This is a genomic window from Streptomyces sp. BBFR25 (assembly GCF_044590125.1).
GTDB classification, from domain to species: Bacteria; Actinomycetota; Actinomycetes; order Streptomycetales; family Streptomycetaceae; genus Streptomyces; species Streptomyces canus_D.
In genome coordinates, this window is sequence record NZ_CP172447.1 from 210111 (window position 1) to 229422 (window position 19312).

At 72.9% G+C, this 19312-nt stretch carries 1 protein-coding gene; it reads right to left on the reverse strand.

The genetic code is table 11. The annotated features are described in order from the left end of the window. Positions 1-55 precede the first annotated feature (55 nt). Positions 56-19312, reverse strand: coding sequence for a hypothetical protein (locus tag ACGH52_RS00920; RefSeq protein WP_399936785.1), 19257 nt, complete (start codon positions 19310-19312; stop codon positions 56-58).

The following is a 19312-nucleotide window of genomic DNA, read 5'->3' on the forward strand; positions in this document are numbered from 1 at the left end:
CCTGGACCTGCCACGGTCCGGGCGGCCCCGGCGTTTTCGCGCCGGGGGCCTTTCCTCAGACGACGTGCTTCAGGTTCCCGCCCAACACCAGTTCGCAGAAGCGGGCCGCTCCGCCGCCTGCCTCGGCGGCCAACAGCCGCGGATCCGGATTGATCACCCGAGCCTGCGGATCGAGGTCGATCGACACGACGATGCCCTGTGCGGTCTGCGGCGCCCGGGTCACCTGAGCCGTGGACTGCTCCAACCAGCGCATCTCGCCCATGATGTTCATCGCCCACACCTGGTCGCCGGGGACCGCGCCCAGGACGAGCGAGCGGGCGCCGGGACCCGCTTCCAGCAGCAGTCGTTCCAGTCGTGCCACCTCCTCCGTCACCGGCCCCTGCCACGTCCGTTTGGCCAGCGCGATGCGTTCGCGGTAGCCGAGCGGCCCGGTGGACGCCGTGTCCATGGGGTCGAGGGACACCTGTTCGGCCTGCCGCCGGTGCCGGGTGGCCCGGGCCTCCGCCTGCTCGGCGAGTCGGCCGACGACCAGGCGGCGCGTCTCGTCCTTCGTCGTGGTCGCGTAGGCGCGGGCTCGGTCCGCCAGCCGATCGAGCGCCTGCGCGCGAAGGGCGTGGTCGTCGGCGTCGATCCGCCCGTACTCGTTCAGCAACCGGTCGAGATCCGCCACGCGCGACAGCGACCGGAGGCCGGACGCCGCCGGATGCGTGGTCTGCTGACGGAACCGCTCCGAGTCGAGAAGATCGGCCTGATCGACGCTCTCCGCCTCCTCGGTGAGCGCCGCCTCCTCGGCGGCCGCCGCTGCCGCCTCGGCGGGCTCGGCCCCGTCGGTCAACGGCGCGTCGGTCGCGGCGTGTTCCTCGGCCAACGGCAGGGCGACCACGCGGCCCACGTGTCCGACGGGGACGAGATACATCCGTGCATCGTCCGCCGTCAGGCTGTACCGGGCCGGATCGGCCGGCAGCGCCGCCCGCAGTTCGGCCCAGTTCAGTACCCTGCCGATCCAGCCGTGGTCGCCCCGCAGCACGAATCCCTGCTCGTGCAGGAAGTCGTCTCCGAACCGCGTCCAGTCACCGGTGAGTACGGAACCGTCCGGCAGCACCAGCGTGCCTGCGGTGCCCACCTCGTACTGGTACGACCGCGAGGCGTGCGGATACGGACGGTTGAAGGAACGGAACTCCTCCGCTGCCTTGCCGCCGTGTGCTGCCGGCCCCGTGAGCACATGTTCCTGCTCCCGCTCCAGCAGCCCGAAGCGCGGCGCCATGACGGTGATGCCACGCCCGGTCTCCCAGCCCTCGGCCCGCGGATCCAGGCCGTGCTCGCGTGAGCCGCCCTGGAGGGCGGCTGTCACGACGGGCGCGTGCTGCTCCACGGTCGACAGCGTGGCGAGGCCCGTCCGTTCGTGGTCCAGCAGCTCCATCAGGGTCCGGACCTCGGGCTCGGTGAGCCGCTCGGCCGCGCGCGACCGGAGCGACCGCACCCCCCGCTCGATCTCCGCGGCGCTGGTGGACATGGTGCGTACGGCGGGAACCAGTTCGTCCAGCGCCTGCGCGACCCGCTCCGGCGTCTCTCGTCCGGAGAGGATTCCGCCGACCCTGCCCACCTGTGCGGCCAGCATCGCCAGTTCCGCGGCCTTGGTCTCCATTTCCGCCAGGGCCGCTTCGACGCTCACGTCGGCGAGCCCGGCCGCGCGGTCGGTCAGCGAGTAGGTAACGCCGAAGTTCGAGGCGACGTCCAACGTCTCGTGGAGCGTGTGGTAGGCCAGCTTCTCCCGGTGGTCGTAGTGCAGGCGCCAGAAGGCGAAGATGCCCCACGCCTCCGCGGCGATCTCGTGCCGGGACGCGCCTGCCCATCGGGCCATGTTGAACATCCGCATGGCGGTGTTCGACTGTCCCGCCCACACCGGAATGCGCAGCGTGCGCGCCAGGATCGTGGACGGAGCGTGCTCGTCCCGCGTCGAGGGGTGCTTCGTGCCGTCCTTGAGGACGTTCTGCGCGCGGTGCGCCGAGGAGTGGGTGCGTCGGCCGTCCGCGCCGATGACGACCGTTGCCTGCTGGTCGTGCAGGGTGTCCTCGGGCAGGAGTCCGCTGCCGTACGTCGGCGGGTAGTGGGAACTCGCCTTGAAGTACTCCATGAGGTCGTGCAGGACCATCATCTTGTCGCGGAAGCCGAACCCCGCGGGGTCGCGCAGGACGCCCGCCATGCCACCGCGGTCCCCCACCGTCGTCGCCAGGTGCGCCAAGTCCTCTGGCAGGTTCCGCCTGTTGAAGTGTCTGAGATAGGCGCCCAGTGGCGTGCCGTCGACGTGCGAGAAGCCTGCTTCCATCTCGGCGAGCATCCGTTGCCCGTCGGGAAGGCCCCGGACGTGCGTGTGGATGCGGGTCAGCAACACGTCCAGGAGCGGTTCGACACGTCCCTCGGACTCGACCCGGAGGGCGAGTTCCTTCTCTGCGTGCCGGTTCGGCTTCGCCGCGATCCACCCCATGACGCCGCGGGCCAGGTCGGAGTAGGTGTCGACCATGATGTCCTGCCGCTTCGCACCGAAGTCCGGGTGCCTGCCGATGCTCCTGCTCAGCAGGTCGTGGTGGCCCCGGTGCCCGGTGGGCTCCACGATCAGGCGCGACAGTCTCTTGCGGATCCGGTCTCGGTCGGCTCGGAGCGCCTGCCATTCCCGCTCGTCGAGGAGCTCATGGTGGTACTCGTTCTCCAGGCTCCGTTCGATGTGTCTGACGAGATCGGCGAGGTGCCTGCGCTGCTCGCGCAGCACATCCGCGGGGAGCGCGGCTATCTCGTCGCGGAGCTCCTCGATCTCCTCGGCCGGATCGACGGCGGGCCCCACGGGACGGGAGCGCATGCCGAACCATCCCGAGATCCGGCTACGGACCGACGGCGCCTGCTTGGGGGCGTTCGCCTGCTTGATCCGCAGGTCGAGCTGGGCCCGCAGGTGCTCCAGGTCCCGTTCGAGGCCCTCCTCCAGATCCCTCGCCGTCTCCCAGAAGTCCCTGGTCAGGTCATGGCCGCCGACGGTGACCGCACCGCCGGGAAGTCTCTCGCGGCTGGTGCCGAGCTGTTCGGAGAGGTCTGCCGCGAGGGTGCGGGCCGAGGCCTCGTCGCCCTGCAGCAGTTCGGCCGCGACGGCGACGGTCGCCGCGCGGTACGTGTCCGCAGCCTCGCGCAGGACCCGCTCGGAACCGAACACCACGGCCGGCGAGCCCAGCAGCCGCCCGGCACGTTCCATGAGGGCGAGGAACCGCGAGGCCGGCAGCTCGCTCAGCTGTGCCGGGAGCAAGGGGTCGTCCCGGCCGGAGAGATCTCCCAGCCCCACCTCCTCCATGCGGCGCTCGGCCGCGTCGAACCGGGACAGGGCGCTGTCCAGGACCTGGGCGTGTGCGGCGGCGGAACGGGTGTCCCCCGACGAACCCGCGCCGTCGATCCGCTCCCGGAGGGCGGCCCCGCGGGTGAACGCCTCGGCCAGACCTTGCGCCGCCCCGGCGAACTCCTCCATGGCGCCCAGCCGTTCGGCCGGTGCGCTACGGGCGAGCGTGTCGCGCAGGGCCGCGGCCCGCACGAGGCGCACCTGCCGGAGCGTCTGCCGCCCGGCGCCGGGCTCCGTTACGGCGGTCCGGGTGGTGCGCGGAACCGCGGCGAGGTAGGCGTCGCCCCTTCGGTAGACGGTTACCTCGGGGAGGGTGGCGGAATTGTCGTCGACGGTTCCCGGGTACGTGGTGTGGGTGCCGTTCTCTTCGACGACGGTCAGGTTCACGGCCAGGGTCCGCGCGGTCGCCCGGGCGGCCGCGTCCGCCGTCTGAGCGTTCCAGCCTCGCGCCGTGCGCAGGTTCCGGCGGACCAGTCCCCGGGTCTCCTGCGAGGTGAGCCGGGAGCGCAGCGCCTTGGGCAGTCGCCCGCCGTCGGCCGACATCCGCTCGCGGATCTGGTCCCGCAGGCCCGGCTCGCCCCGGAAGGCCCGGTCCAGTGCGGCGGCCACTTCCCTGGTGTGGAAGACGGCCTGCGGGTCGAGGCCGAGACCGTCCGGGATGTGCGAACTGCGCGCGACCTGTGCGGCCAGGCGCGCGGGGTCAACGGTCCGGCTTCCCCTGGCTGCGAGGACCGCCGCGTAGAACCCGTTGCCGTCGCCCTCGGGCCGGTGCAGGTCGAAGAGCACGCGGCGGCCGTCGGGCTCGGTGGCCGTGATGCGGCGATGATCGGACGCGGCGTCGAAATACCGGTGTTGTACGGAGTCTTCGCGGCCCTGCCCTCGCTGCCAGGGTGCGTCGGAGTACGCGGGCCGTGTCTCGTCTTCCTGTCCGGCGGTTGTCGCCACCGTGGACGGCTCCCCCCTCACAGCCGCCGCGTTCGGGGGCTGCGCGTTCGGGGCCTGCGCCTTGGTTGCAGGGAGCTTGCGGCTCGCCGGTTCGGGGGCTGCGGGTTCCGTGAAGACGGCCCGGGGCGGCGCCGGGGTGTCCGCGAGCTGGATGCGCCCCTGCGGGGTGGCGCTGAGCTGGTGCCAGTTCGTCAGGCGGTCAGTGGCCTCGCGCACCTCGGCGTAGATGATCGCCAGACCGTCGGCGTGGGCCCGGAGCGCCGCCAAGTCCTCCTTCACCTCGTTCAGCCGCTGCTCCGCCACCGCCCGCTCCACCTGCGCCCGGGCCAGCTCGATCCGCTCGTCGCGCACCTCGGCCCAGCCGTCGTGGTCGGGTTCGGCGACCGTGTCCTGCCGTTCCAGGGCGTCGAGGGCCGCGCGGGCGTCCTCGACGGACAGCGCGGGCAGCGGCTCGCCGCCGTTGAGTTCGGACACCGTGCGTTCGGCGGCGGTCAGTGCGGTCTCCCGCTCGAAGCCGTCGCCGCGGCGCAGGTTCCAGTAGTTCTCGTCGGCGGTGGTCCAGGCCTTCTCCGCGTCGGCCACCGCGTCCCAGGACGCAGACACCTCGGCCGGGAAGAGGGTGCCGTCGATCAGGCCGAGCTGCCGGGCGACGTCCTCGCGCACCCAGGCGAGCACCGTGGCCCCGGTCTCCACCGCCAGCGGTAGCCGTTGCGGGTTGCCGAAGGCGCTGCGGACGAACCGGGCCGGGGTGCTGTCCTTGACGTGGTGCCGCACGTGGGCGACGGACAGCCACGTGGTGGGGATGGCGAACAGGAACGTGCGGGCCTTGTCCGGCTTGATGTTCACCGACGCGAGCTGCTCGCCGGTCTGGCCCGAGGCGGCCGAGTCGAGCCCCTGCGCCCCCGACCCGCTGCCGATCTGGTTGGTGCCGAGCGCCGGGGAGGTGGTCGTCGGACCGGCGTGCAGGACGTGCTCGGCCGCCCCCGCCCGGTCTGCGGACGCCCCCGCGCCGTGCGTGCTGCGGTGGGCGTGCTCGAACTTCGCGCCGTCCGTGACGGTCAGCAGCCGCGCCCCGGACAGGTCCGGCTTGGAGTACAGGGTGAGGCTGCCGTCCGCTCCGCCCCAGAAGCCGCGGTCGGTGAGCCCGGCGACCTGGTAACCCTCCGGCGTCAGCGTCTGCCCGTAGAACGCGGCCAGCGCGCCGTTGGACGTGCCGTCCTCCAGGCTCTGGGCCGGTCCGGAGCCTGCCCGGGTCAGAGGCGTGTCCTGTGCCCGCGCCAGCAGGTCGGGGCCGAGCGGGCCGTGTGCGGGCACCGGCAGGGACGCGTCGTAGGCGGCGCCCAGCGCCAGCGTGTTGGCGGCGTGCAGCCCCTCCAGTCCGACGATGCCGCGTACGGAGAAGCCCTGCTCGGGCATCTCGAACGGCTTGGTCCGCGGGCCGCGCCCCGGGTGCGCGACCTCGTGCCAGCCGCCCGCGCCGAACGCCCGCGGCAGCTCGGCCCGGTGCGGTTGTGCGTGCCCGTCCAGCTCCGGCGGCGCCAGCGGATCGGGGCGGTCGGCCGACGCCACTCCGGCGGCCTGCCCGTCGGTGGGCTGCGGATCGGGGCGCATCAGGCTCATCGGCAGGTGTTCGACGAGCCGTCCGACGTTCTGCTGGACGGAGATGCTGTGCTTGCGCCGCCCCGTCCACGTGCGCCACCAGTCGCCGGCCGCGTCCAGCGCCCGCTCCGCGCCGCCGCGCCGCGCCGGTGCCGGGGTGACGGGTGCGGAGTCCGTGATCTCCAGGTCGAGCCTCAGCTCGTACTGCGTGGCGTACTCGCCGTGGGCCTGCGAGATCGCGACCGTCGAGATGTCGACGGTGCCCTCGCTCCACGTCTGCGCCCGGGTCTGCGTCGAGGAGCCCGTCTGCGTGTACGTGGGTCCCGCCATCGGGACCGCGGTGTCACCGGTGTGGGCGCCCTCGGTCACGGCGATGCCGATCATCCGGCCCGTGCTGCGCCCCTCGGCGCGCTGGACGGACTCCACGGCGTGGCGGGCCTCTTCCAGCTCCACGCTGTGGCCCAGGCCGCCGAAGCCGTCCGGGGTGGCACGCACGGGTACGAGCTGGGCCCGCAGCCTCACTTGGCGGTGGCCGACCCAGGTCTCGGCCCACTCCGCCCCCCAGCGGCCGATGCGGGCGGGCACGGAGGCGCCGGCACCGCCGCTCATCTCCTTGCCGACGGCCCGCATCACGCGACCGGAGACGAGCCGGCGCAGTTGCTCCCGGTCCTGTGTGGTGAGCCCCAGGGGCGCCAGTTGCTCCTCGAACCGCTTCAGTGCCGCGGCCGTGTTGAGCGGGTTGACCGGCCAGCCGCCGAACGCCCCGCGCAGCCAGGGGAAGGGCGACCATGAACGCTGCTTGTACAGGGGTACGTCGCCGAAGGCGTCCTTGAGGGCCCCGAGCCGGTGGGCGTTCTTCTCGGGGACGTGCACCAGGAGGCCGTCGGGAACCACGACCCTGCTCCCCGCGGCCGAGGCAAGGGACGTCGGCAGGTGGGGGACGCGGTGCGCCCAGGTCCCCAGCCGGTCGGAGGCGGCAGCGAACTCGTGCAGAAGCGAGGCGGCCACCAGGGCGTGGCGCCCGCTGTCCCTGCGGGTGACCTCCGACACCGCGGAGCGCTGCACCGTGACCGACTCGGACAGGTCCCGCCGGTAGGGGCTGAGGACCAGGCCGTAGTTGCCGGTGACGCCCGTTCCCGCGTCGTGGGTCCTGCGGAAGCCCACCTGGCCGCCGAAGAACAGGGTGGTGGTGCGGGCGCTGCGGCCGGACGCCTGAAGGGTGCCGCCGACGACGGAGTCGGAGTTGATGGTCTCCGCCCGGGTCAGTGCGGTCAGGCCCGGCAGGACGGTCGTGCGGTGGGCGAGCCACGTCGAACGGTTCAGGTACGGTGCCGCCGCCCACAGCTCCGGTGCCCGCCAGCCCATGGGGGTGGAGGCCTGGTCGTGGTTGGCCCGCAGCGTCTTGCTGTCGGTGAGCTGGATCGCCGCGTCGTGGACCGGGGCGCCCTTCCGGCCGGCCGTCCAGGAACGCCCGGTGGCCTTGTCGAGCGTCGTCTCCAGTGCCCGCGTCATCTCGGGGCCGGACGTGACGGAGACCGTCTGGTGCGGGTGCGATGCCAGCGCGGAGGCCTCCCGGCCTGCCGCGTCCTCCAGCGCCTTGCCCGTCCCCAACGCCAGGTCGAGGGCCTCCTGCCGGGTCATCTCCGACGCCGTCTCCGAGACGTCCTGCGTCCGCGGGCCGGACTCGGTCCGTGTGGTGGTGGCGGCCGGGGCGTGCTCGACCGGGACGCTCAGCAGCACCCTCCCCAGCCCCGCCGCCTCCTCCGTGCCCGGCCGGGGGGTGAACAGGGGGCTCTCCGGCTCGCCGAACACGAACGGCTGGGTGCCCAGCACGTTCAGGAGCACCAGGCCCCGCATCCACCGGCGGGGACGGGAGTAACCGCCGCGCTTGGCTTCGAGGCGCAGGGCGTAACTGTAGAGGCGGGAGCCGCCGGTGTTGTACGACATCTGCTCGTTGGCCGCGGACATGCCGTAGCCGCTCTCGGAGTCGGTGCGCCCACCCGCACGGACGCCTGCCGTGAGGGTGCCGGTCTGGAGTACGCCACCCAGGTCGCTGGGGGTGGTGTCGCTCAGCGAGAGCATGCCCTCCACTCCCACCTGGCCGCCGCGGGAACCGCTGCGCTGGCCGCCGACGACCTCGGTGTCGGGAGCGCTGAGTCGCACCCGCAGATCCTGCTGGTCCCCCTCGTAGCGCCGTCCGGTCAGCTTGGCGTCGATCCACACGTAGCGGTGGCCGCGGGAGAGCGTGGCCGACTCCACCAGGTCGATGCGGAGCCCGGTGGTCATCATCGTCTCGACGTTCGTCGCCAGGCTGTGGTGGGCGAGCTGGTGGTAGATCTCCAGGGTGTTGTTCAGCACCGTCTTGAAGTGGTCGGCGCCGCGCCAGCGGGGGTTGTCCGGGTTCAGCTCGCGCAGGGGGGCGACCAGGTCCGGATAGGCCCTGCCGACCTCCTTGAGCACGGCGTCGGCGAAGTGTTCGGGGAACGTCACCGTCCTGCCGCCGACGACCTTGCTGACGGTTCCGTCGGTGAACGTGAACTCCTCGACCCGGCTCATGCCGAGCGTCGTCGGATCGTTCTCCGTCAGATAGCGCGGCGCCCGCGGTTCCGGCGTCGTCCGCCCGGGTGTCCTGTCCAGCCCTGCCAGCCGCCGGGCCTCGGTGCGGGTGATCCGTTCAATGGCGTAGGTGTCGAAGACCCGGGTGGCCGGTTCCTCGCTCCACTTCCGCGGCGAGTGCTTGCGCAGCCTGCCGGGACGGTCCCCCTCAGCCGGCCCGGACCTGAGCGGCGCGGCCTGCTTGTTGGGCGGCGCGGTCACCGTGACCTTCTTGTGCACCAGGTACAGGCCGGTGTCGGTGGTCTTGGCCTGCCCGGCGATCTTCACGGCGGCGGTCCCGCCCGAGACGGTGCCGCGGTTGCGCGCGGCGGCGTAGCGGGCGGTCAGTCCCGCCTGCGCCCGCAGGTTGAGCGCGCCACCGTCCAGGTCGAACAACTGGAAGGCGGGGCCGAGCACGGCGCCGACGTCGACGGTCCGCGCCTTGCCGACCTGCCGTTCGTTGCGCGAGGTGCTCTGCGCGATGTCGCGCAGCTCCGCCGCCTTCGTCTCGCTGATCAGGACCGCTTCGCCGGACTCGACCCGCACCGAGAACACGCCGAGCGGGTCGGCGCCGTGCGTGCCGCCGAGGAGCGGCGGGGTGAACACGGGGCCGGAGTTCAGTACGCGGGACATCGCGTGGAAGCCGCTGGTGGAGAAGAACGCGCCGATCTGTTCCGCGGCCACGGTGTCAGGTCCCACACCGGCCTGCTCGGCCACCCAGTCGTGGATGTGGCCCACCGGACCGAAGTCCTCGGTGCTCACCAGCCGGTAGCGGACGTCGCCCGTCATGGTCAGGCGTTCCGGCAGCCGGCCCGCGGCCGGTGCGCCGCTGGTCGACGAGTCGGGGATGCGCACCGTGAGGCCGTCGCGCACGGCGAAGCCGAACCCGGCCGCCTGCCGGTCCGTGTCGCCGTCGGTGATCGCCCTGCCGTTCAGGTCGACGGGCCGGCCGCGCCGGTCGTGGACCGAGAACTCGTACCAGACGTCGTCGACATGGAGGTGCGATGCGTCCGTGGCGCGGGATTCGGTCTGGTTGATCACCTGGCGCTGCTGGTTGTACTTCACCTGCTTGCCGAAGTTGACCTGCGCGTGCAGCCGGGCCCACGGTGACAGGAACGACTTGAGGGGGCCGAGGGGCACGCTCGGGGACAGACCGAAGGAGGTGCCGTTGGCCTTGACCTGTCCACCGGTCGTGGTCGACCGGCGCATCACGTCGTTCTTGACCGGGTTCGCGTAGCCGAAGGTGAACCGTTCCCAGCTGCCGTAGGCCCGGGCGGTGATCCGCAGGACGCGGGTCCTCCCGTTCGCCGTCCGGTAGCCGAACGTCTTGCCGTCGCCGAAGAATCCACGTGTGTCGTCCCGCAGGGCGCGGCTCACCTGCTCCAACAGGACGGGGGTGCCCTGCTTCTGTCCCCTGGGCAGCGCGGGACGGGTGCTCTCCCGGGTCGCCAGCTCCCGGCCCAGCTCGCCCACGACCTGGTCGATGCCGCGCAGTCGGGGGTTGCTCTGGCCGAAGGCGAACGAGCGGCGTACGACGTCCGGCGGCAGTTGGGTCAGCCGGGTGCCGACACCCTCGGCCATCTGAACGGGCAGCCGGGTGCCGTCGCTGAACTTCACCGGCCCCGTGGTCGTCGGCGCGGGCGGCAGCTCGCGGTCGAGTCGCGGCGGCCGGCGTTCTTCCAGGTCCACGCCGATCGTCGCGGGCCGGGTCGTGGCCGTGGGGGTCTCGTGGACAGCTCCCGGAGTCTCCTCCCCCTCGGGGACGGTCTCCAACGGAGCGGTGCCGAGCAGGCGTTCGGGGGCCCCAGCCGCGGTGGTGACATCGGCGGCGATGCCGTGGCGCAGGGGGTGACCGGGGACGCCCTCGGTGGTCGGCAGGAACGACGCCGCCCGCTCGGGTGCGTGGACGGGCGCCTCCTGCCCCGCCGCCGCGCCGGGCCCGTTCGTCTTGGCACCACCTGGCGTGAGGTCGCCCCCCAGTCCCGCGATGTGCCGCGCGGTCCTCTCCACCCGCGCCCGGAAGTCCAGGTGCGCGAAGGTGTCCTCGACCGATCCCAGCTCCCGGTATGCCTCGATGGCCCGCTCGGCGTCGACGGGCTCGTGCCCGAGCCGCGTCAGCCGCCGGTTGACCCTGTGGGTCAGGTCCCCGTCCAGACCCAGCACGCGGGAGACGCCCGGTCCGGCGTACCACCGGCCGAGTCCGGCGTGCCGCTCCCCGGTGAGGGTCATGACGAACTGCGCGAAGGAGTCGGCGTTCATCAGCGAACGTCTGCCCATGGCGTACCAGTTGTGCTGCTTCGCCGGGAGGACCGCCTCGTCCGACCCGGTGTAGGTCATCGGATCGCGGGCCTGCCGGTTCTCCAGCCTCGGGGTGCCGAGAGCGTCCTCGACCCGCTCCATCTCGTAGCTGCTGTACTGGTAGTCGTCCGTTCCGGCGTACCGGTGCGTGGCCTCGTGGACCAGGGTCCACGCCAGGTCCCAGTCCTTGTCGTTCGCCTTGGTGAGGTGGATGGGGCCCTTGCGTGTGAAGACTGGTGCGATCTCGTCGCGCTTCATCCGGTGGGGGTCCAGGAGACGGCCGGTCACATCCCGGGCGACGGGGTCGACCCAGCCCACCGCGCCGGCCTTCTCCGCCAGTGCCGCGGCCAGGTGGTACGAGGTCCTGCCCACCAGGGTGACGGCCGCCGTGCCGGAGTCGAGTCCGGCGCCCACCCGCTCCAGCACCTGAGTGAGGTGGGCGAGGAAGGGGGCGGCCTCCTGCGGGGTCGCCCGCTGGAACAGCGGGAAGCTGCTCGTCAGCGCGTCGAGCAGCGCCCCCTGAGGAGCGTCGGCGGCGGCGCGCAGCTCCCGCAGGGCCAGTTCGACCCGCCGCTTGGTGTCGGGCAGCACCCGGCGCACCGTGTTGGCCCAGCGGTCGGGCGCCGTGATCTCGCCGAGCGTCGAGATCTTGACGTTTCCGCTGCCGTAGGCGCGGTCCGTCACCTCGTCGAACTGGTCGCCGTGCTCCCGGTGGCCGGGCCCGAGCCCCAGTTGCTCCGAGGTGGCGGTGCGGGACGGATTGCGGACGTCCCGCCACAGGCCGTCGCCCCGCTGCCCGGTGTGGGTGTGCGGCAAGGCCGTACGGTCGTACCTCCACACGGTGACCGGGACATGGACTTCCTCGGTGACCGTCGGGACGGCGGCCTGCGGGGGCTGCTGCGACACCGGGGCCCGCCGGTCCGTGTCGACCCGGCGGTCGTCCCGGGCCAGCCGGGCGGCCAGTGCCCGGGCGGCTTCGGGACCGTTGCGGCGCAACTCCCAGCCGATGTCGGCCAGCTCCCGAAGTCGCTCCCCGTGCCTCATCCCGGGGAGCCAGGATCCTTCGGACTGCCGGATGTGGAAGGCCTCGCGCGTCGCGTCCAGCGGCAGTCCGTGCAGCAGGGGCTCGTCCTCGTAGGCCTCCCGCAGGGCCTGGTCGAGGGTCACCGCTTCCCGGTCGGGCTCCAGTACGCGGCCCGAACTCGCCGAGCCCTGGACGAACTCCGGGTCCTCGTCCACCTGGTCGTGTGCGACGCCCTTGCCCTTGCCGACGGCCGTGGTGTCGTCCGCCCGCGTCCGCGGGGGCCGCTGCTCGAAGTCGTCGCGTGCCCCTCCCGGGCGAGCGGTGGGGGGCAGGCCCGCGAGACGGGTGGCGACCGCTTCCGCGCGGAAGACGCTGTTGCCCCGCGAGAAGGCCGTTCCACGCGAGGATTCCAGGCTCCGGTGGGTCTGGTGCACCCGCCAGGGCGACACCCTTTCCCGGCCCATGCCGGTGAGCAGGTCGTTGACCGAGTGGACGAAGAGATCGTCCACGTCGGGGTTCCGGGGCCCTCCGTAGAGGGAGTCGGCGATCCGCTCCGCCCGGTCGGCCGGCGGCCCGTTGCGTACGGCGTCGTCCAGTCCGTCGTAGGCGTCTTGGACCCGGAGGTCGAAGAACGGGTCCTCCCTGACGCCCCGGGGCAGCCGGCTCTGCACCTGCCTGCCCAGTTCCGTCCGCTCGTCGTGCGGCAGCCGTTGCCAGGCGCTGGCGCCGGTCACGGCTGCGCTCTCCTCACGCAAGCCCTTGATCCAGTCTTCCAGCCGGGGGGTAACCAGAGCGTCGAGGATGCTCCGGACCAGCGGGAGGAACCTCTCCACCTGCTTGCGGTCCTTCTCCAGGCGAGTCCTGGCGTGGTATTCCGCCTCTCCGGTGATGCGCAGGTCGCCGCGCTCCGCCGCGAACCGGTCGGCCAGAACCCACAGGGCGGTGAAGTCCTGCGCCCGGCCCAGCCGGACGATCTCGCGCCTGATCTGCCCGCGCACCGAGGTCGCGAGGTCGGAGACGGTCTTCGCCACCGCGCCCTTCGGCTTGGCGCCCAGGGCGCGGTTGATCTCGATGTTCACCGTGGACAGGACGCTGTGCAGCTCGGTGCGCGCCTTGCGCTGGTACGACGCGGCCGTCGTCCGCGGGTTCTCCGGGGCCAACTCGCTGCGCAACTGTTCGATCCAGTCCTGGCCCGGCCGATTGACGAACTGGTCGACCATCCGCTCGGCGTGGTCGCGCCGCGCCGTGACAGCCGCCTTGGTCTTCTCCGTGGTGGCCCACGAGGCGGCCTCCGCGGCGGCCCGCGCGACCTGCTCCTCCAGGTCGGTCCTCAGCGCGGCCCGCCCGTTCGAGAACGTGTCCGCGAGGCCACGCAGTGCGTCGAACGTCGTGGGCGTGCCGAGCAGGTCGATCTCGCCCTGGATGTGCGCGGCGATACGGTCGTGCAGTGCGCGCAGCATCCCGGTGTCCGGGCCCTGGGGCCGCACGCCCTCGATGTTGCGCAACGCCTGCGGCAGGTCCCAGTCGTGCAGTTCGCTGTGGACCAGGCTCTGGTAGGCGGTCTTCGTGTACGTCAGCTCGTGGCCCGGTTCGGTGTGCACCGCGCGGCTGCGGACGCGGGCCAGGGTCGTCGTGGTGTCCGTCGCCCCCGTGTGGGTCTCCTGGCTGACGAACTCCCAGCCGTCCCTGCCGTACGCCATCACGTTGGCGACCTCGAAGAGCTGTCCTTCCGCGACGCCGCCGAAGTACTCGCCCGCGCCGTACCAGTCCGTCGGCCGCTGCTCCCTGCGGAACACCACCGGGGCCGGCATCTTGGTGTCCGGCGACTGGTAGTGCCACACCGTGATCCGGCCCGCCCGCGCCGAGGGCGTGACGGCGTAGGCGCAGCCGTTCATCGTCGGCGTCAGCACCAGGCGGGGGTCCGACAGGCCGGGATGCGCCAGCACGTCCGCGTGACCGACGTTGTCCGCGTAGTCCTCCGAGCCGCGCGTCAGGTAGGGCACGAAGACGGCGTTCACGTACTCGCCCTCGGGCCTCGGGGCGGGCAGGACCGTGTCCTCGCTGAGGGAGAAGCGGTCGGCGCCGTAGTGCCCGACGTACCACTCGACCGCCGGGGCCAGCGCGAACACCGCCTTCCCCGCGGTGTCCACGCCCCGCTGCGACAGGACGAAGCGGTGCTCGGACAGGTGCCCCGCGTGACCCGGCAGAATCGACAGGGCGTTGATGAAGTCGTCCAGGTCCTTCGGTCCCAGACCCGGCGCATGGGTCTCGAGACCGGTCTTCATGTCCAGGGACAGTACGTGCGTTCCGAGGAACGACTTGGGGTCGGCGCTCAGGTGCGCCTCCGGATGTGCGAAGTGCGCCTGCTCAGTGGTCTGCGTGGCGCCCGAAGGATCTGCGGACCGACCGGCGGTCGAGGTCGCCGCCTGCTCGGAGCTGCCGCCGAACAGACCCGTTCGGTCTCCGTGTTCGGACAGCCGTCCGGCCAGGTCCCAGGCGGCTTCGGCACCGTGCAGGTGCAGCTCGCGGCCGATCCGGCCCAGGTGGTGCAGACGGGTGAGCCGCTCCGCGCCGGCGACGGCGGGATCGGTGTGCTCCTGGATGCGGAACGCGTCACGCAGTTCGCCCGGGGTCAGGTCGCGCAGCAGAGGGTCCTGGGCCTGCAGTTCGCGAAGGGCCCGTTCCTGGTCGAAGCCGTCCTCCGACCCCTCGGTGCGCTCCTGCGGGTCGGGGTCCCGGCCGCGGTCCACGGCTTTGCCCTTGTCCACCGTGCGCGCTGCCGTGGTCTCGGCCCGGTCCTGCCGGTGCGTCCCCAGGATGTGGTCGGCGATGGCCTCCACCTGCGCGGGGACCGACAGGGACGTGAACGCCTCGCCGGTCTCCGACGACAGCTGCCACGCCGCGTCGCCGACCTCCTCGTAGGACACCGGCCGGCCGGCCCTCGCACCCAGCTCGTCGTTGACCGCGTCGGTCAGCCGCTCGCTCTCGGTCACGAAGTCCGCCACGACCGCGACGCGTTCGGCGAGTGTCGACTGCGGGGTGAGGATGCCGACGTTCAGCAGGTCCTCGTGAGCGCGGTCGATCCGGTCGGCCGGGAGGTCCTCGATGCCGCGTTCTGCCAGGACGCCCCGGATGGTCTCCGCCGCCTCGGCCGGGTCGACGGACGGGACAGGGTGGTACGGGGCCGCCGCCGGCCTGCCGAAGTTCTCGTCCAGGGTCCGTGCGACGACGAGGTCCGCCCGCTGGGCGGGCGTGAGGTCCTGGAACTCGGTGCCGAACTGCTCGAACAGCTCCTGGTGCACCTGGTGGATCCGCTGGTTGTCGGGATAACGGTCCGTGTACCGCAGCAGCGTGCGGCTCGCGGCCTTCCGCATCTGCTCCTGGGAGCGCAGCATCTCGTCGGCGACCAACGTCGCCTGCGTCCTGGCGGGGAGCTTCACGACGTCGGGACGCTGCTCCAGCAGCCGCTGGTGGGCGTGCTCCGCCTGGGCCCGGGCGCCGGTGAACTCCGAGGACTCCCGGACGATGCGGCCCACCTCGGCGGGCAGGTCGAGGGTCTGTGCGTCGTCCTGGCGAAGTCCCTGCGCCGGCTGCTGCGCTCGGTGCTGCTGCTCCGAGCCGTGGGCGCTCGCCTCGGGTGTGCGGACCGCGGTCCCGGGCGTGCCGGCCGCGTCCCGGTCCAGGGTCACCTGCGTGCGTACGGGTGCGGGTGCTTCTGGCTTCGGCTGCGCGGACGCCTGCGTGTGAGCGGTGGGGTCCGTCCGCGGGGGCGCCGGTGTCCGCGAGGGCGAGGGGACCGGTGCGTCGGAGGTCGCGTCGTGTGCGGGGGCGGATGTCCGGTGCCCGGGGGCCGCGTCGCCGTCCCCGGAGACGGGCCGGTCCGGGGTGTCCGGGCGGGCGGCCGGGTGCCCCTCGGCGGACGGGACCCGATCCGCGCGCCAGTCCCGGAAGGCCGGGTAGGACCAGCTCCGCAACTCGGGCACGAAGTCGCCGTCACGCAAGTCGTCGAGGCGGGCCTGGAAGCCGTCCTCGCCGCGCGACTCGTGCGACAGCCAGGCCGAGGTCCGGTGTCCCTCGGGGGCGAACAGTTCGTCGTACCGGGTGACGCGCTCCGTGCGGAAGTCGTTGCCGAGTCTGCTGAGGGTGTCCTCGTGCAGGGGGAAGGCCTCGGTGCTGCCGGGGTGGCCCGCGATTTCGTGGAAGGCGTGTGCGGCTTCGCCGACGACGGCCTGGAGGTCGCCCTCGTGCCGGATGCGTTCGGGCAGGGACGTACGCAGGTCGTCGCGGGCGCCGGACCACTCGGCGGCGGTCTCCCCTGCCTTCGCCGGACTGTCCAGCCGCTCGTCGAAGTGCCGCTGGGCGGTGGCCCGTACGGCGTCGAGGTACTCGGCGACCACGCGCTCGCGGCCGCCCTCGCCGAAGCGGCCGAGGAAGTCCTCGCCCAACTGGGCAAGGTGGTTCTGCGCGAAGGCGGTCTCCTCGGCCAACCGGGCCCGGACGAAGTGCTCCTTGGCGATGCGGCCGGGGAGTTCGTCGATCGCCCGGCTCGTCCTCAGGTCCCACAGAGCGCGGGGTCCGTCTCCGTCGCCGTGGCGGAAGACGAGGTCGTGGTCGGTGCGCAGGTCGTGCTCGAAGTCCTGGCGCACCTTGGCCACGAAGTCCTCGGACAGCGCGTCGCGGCCCCGCGAGTTCCACCGGATGAGGTCGTCGAACTGCTCGCCGGTCGCGGTCCGGATGTCCCGCTCCCGGGATGCGATGGCCCCGATGTCGTCGGACACGCCCTCCACGAGGGTGTCGATCTGGCGGCCGGTGCGGGCGGGCAGTCCCCCGCCGGTCTCCCCGTGGCGCAGGTACCGGTCGAGGATCCCGTCGAGCTGGGCCTCCTTGGTGAGGTAGTACTGCTCCAGTACGTTGTAGTCGTGCGACCGGTCACGGAAGGGGTCGGCGGGCGCGGTGGTGCCGTCGTCGGGGTGGCCGTACAGCTTGCTGTCGTCCTTGACGAATCGGTTGAGGTCCTTGTCGAAGACGGACTTCGTAGGCGCGTGCTGGAAGTCCGGCAGCAGTTCCCCGTCACCGAACCGGTTCGCCTTGTAGGAGTCGATCCTTTCCTTGACGACAGCGGCGAACCTCTCCTTCTGGTCCGCGCGCACGATGTAGTTGTGGGCGCTCGCCTTGGCGTCGTGGACGATGCGGTCGAACGCCTCGGAGGAGACGCGTCCCGTGCTCTCGACCTCGGTCCGGAACTGCTGGGTGATGTCGTGGCGCCACTGCCAGTGGGCGTTGCGCATCTCGTGCCCGTCCCGGGCTATGCGCGTGCCGCCGAACACGTTGTTCTCGGCGAACATGTCGTACGCCCTGTTCCATGAGGCGGTGAGTTCCTCCCGGCGGAACTCCAGCCGGGCCTCGGCCTCGACGACGGGCAGGGTCCGCTCGTCCTGCTCCTGCCGGTAGGTGTGCCACCGCTGCTCGGGCGTCGCGCCGCCGTCGGGAGCGGGGGTGTGCGGGCCCTCGGGACCGAGCGTGTCCTGCGCGGCACGGTCGGCGCGGGCGGGCACGGCGGCGGCCCCGTGGGCGGGCTCGACGGGACGCGCGCCGCGGTGCGGGGCTCCCTGGGGTCCGTCGTGGGCCGCGGTGCCCGCTGCCGCTTCGTGGTGGGCGGGCGCCGGAGCCTCGGCGGCCGAGGAGGACACCGAGTCCGGCCTGCGGACGGGGGCCGCGGGGGTTTCGACGCTCGCCGCCGTCCGCACCGGCGTGCCCTGCGCGGGGCGCTCGCCGGTGCCGGGTGCGGGCGTGCCCGGGCGTACGGGAGTGGGTTCGGGCGTGCCGGTGCCGCGGGCGGGGGGCTGGGTGACGCCGGCTCCCTCGGCGGGCGTGCCGTGCGGCGTCGGCGTCGTGGCCCGTCCGGCGCCCGCCGTCCCCGCGGCGCCCTCGGCGAGGGGTGCCCGGGGGTTGCCCGCGTGCGAGGTGACGGTGTTGCGCGGGGTGGTCTCCCCCGGGCCCGGGGCGTGTGACGTCGCGGTGGCGGTGTTCTGTTCGCCCCGGGGGCTGTTCGTGCGGGGCACGCCGCCGGGGCCGGCGGGGGCGGTCTCGCGCACCGCTCCGGCGCCGCCGTGCGGGCTCGGGGAGACCGCCGGGGCGTCCGGGAGGCCGGCGCTGCGCGGACCGTCCAGAAAGGCGTGCGGCGTCTGGGGGGTGGAGGGACTGCTGCGTACGGCGGCGGGCGGTGTGCCGTTGCCGGTGGCGATGTCGTTGCCTGCGGTGTGGGGGACCTGGTTGCCCGGCCGCGGGGCGACCGGCGCGTTCGGCACCGTGGCAGCCGGTGAGCTCCCGCCGGTGCGGACCTCCCCCGGACGCGGGGTGACCGGCGCGTTCGGTCCCGACGCTGCCGGGGACGTCCCCTCGGGGTGGACCTGACCGGGCCGGACGGTGTGGGGCCGCTGTCCGCCGCCCTCGGTCCGGCCCGCGGAGGAGGTGGGGAGGGGGTGGGGCGCCGGGGAGTCCGGCCGGACCGTGCCGGGTGTCTGCGCGCCCGGCCGCTCCTGCCCGGGGCGCACGGTGCCCGGCAGCGGGGTGGCGCTGCCCGGAGCCCCGGCGTTCGGTCCGGGCGCGGCGGTCACGGGGTTGGTGGCGCCGGCATCGGTGGGCGGTGCGTGGTTGGTCTGGACGACCGAGTTCGGGAAGGGGGCGAGGTCTCCCACGTGCGGCAGCCCGACGTTGGGGATGTTGTTGCCCGCGTGCGGCACGGAGAGGCTGGACGCCTTGCTGGGGCTGGGGGCGGGGCCGGGGGTGGCGATGTTCGGCAGGCCCTTGCCGCCCGCGGCGGTGTTCGGGCCCTTGAGGATGTCGACGCCGCCCATCCCCCAGCCCGTCCACACGCCCAGGCCCATGTTGACGCCCTCGGACTCCCAGTCGATGTGCATGGGCCCGTGCCCCGCTTTGGAGCCCAGCAACCCTGCGAACAGGTCGGTGCCGAGGGTCACGCCCGCGTTGAGCACCGAGTCCGCGGTGAACGCCGCCGCCCGCCCGACGTTCGCGGCCGCGGCGGCGATCCGGGAGATGCTGGAGGCGATGCTCTGCACCAGTTGGCCCACGAGCGAGGTCAGCCGCGCCAGGACGGCGCCGATGCCGAACGAGGCGACGCCGAGGACCATGCCGAAGATCGTGGTCAGCGCTCCGATGAGGGCGGCGCGGTTGATCTCGTCGATGGCCTTCTGCAACTCGTCGGCGTAGTTGATGATCGCCTGCCCGATCTCGACGGCCACCGTGCCCGCCTCCAGCAGCGCGTGCCGGATGTTGTGGTCGGCGACGCCGTTCCAGACGAGTTCCGCCGCCTGGCCCGCCTTGCCCGTCCAGCCTCCGGCCATGGAACTCACGGCGCCGTCCATGACCCCGACGGCTTCCTGCAGCATCTCGCCGGTGGAGATCCACAGTTGGCCGAGTTCTCGGATGTGCGCGTCGTCGTAGTGGACTGGCAT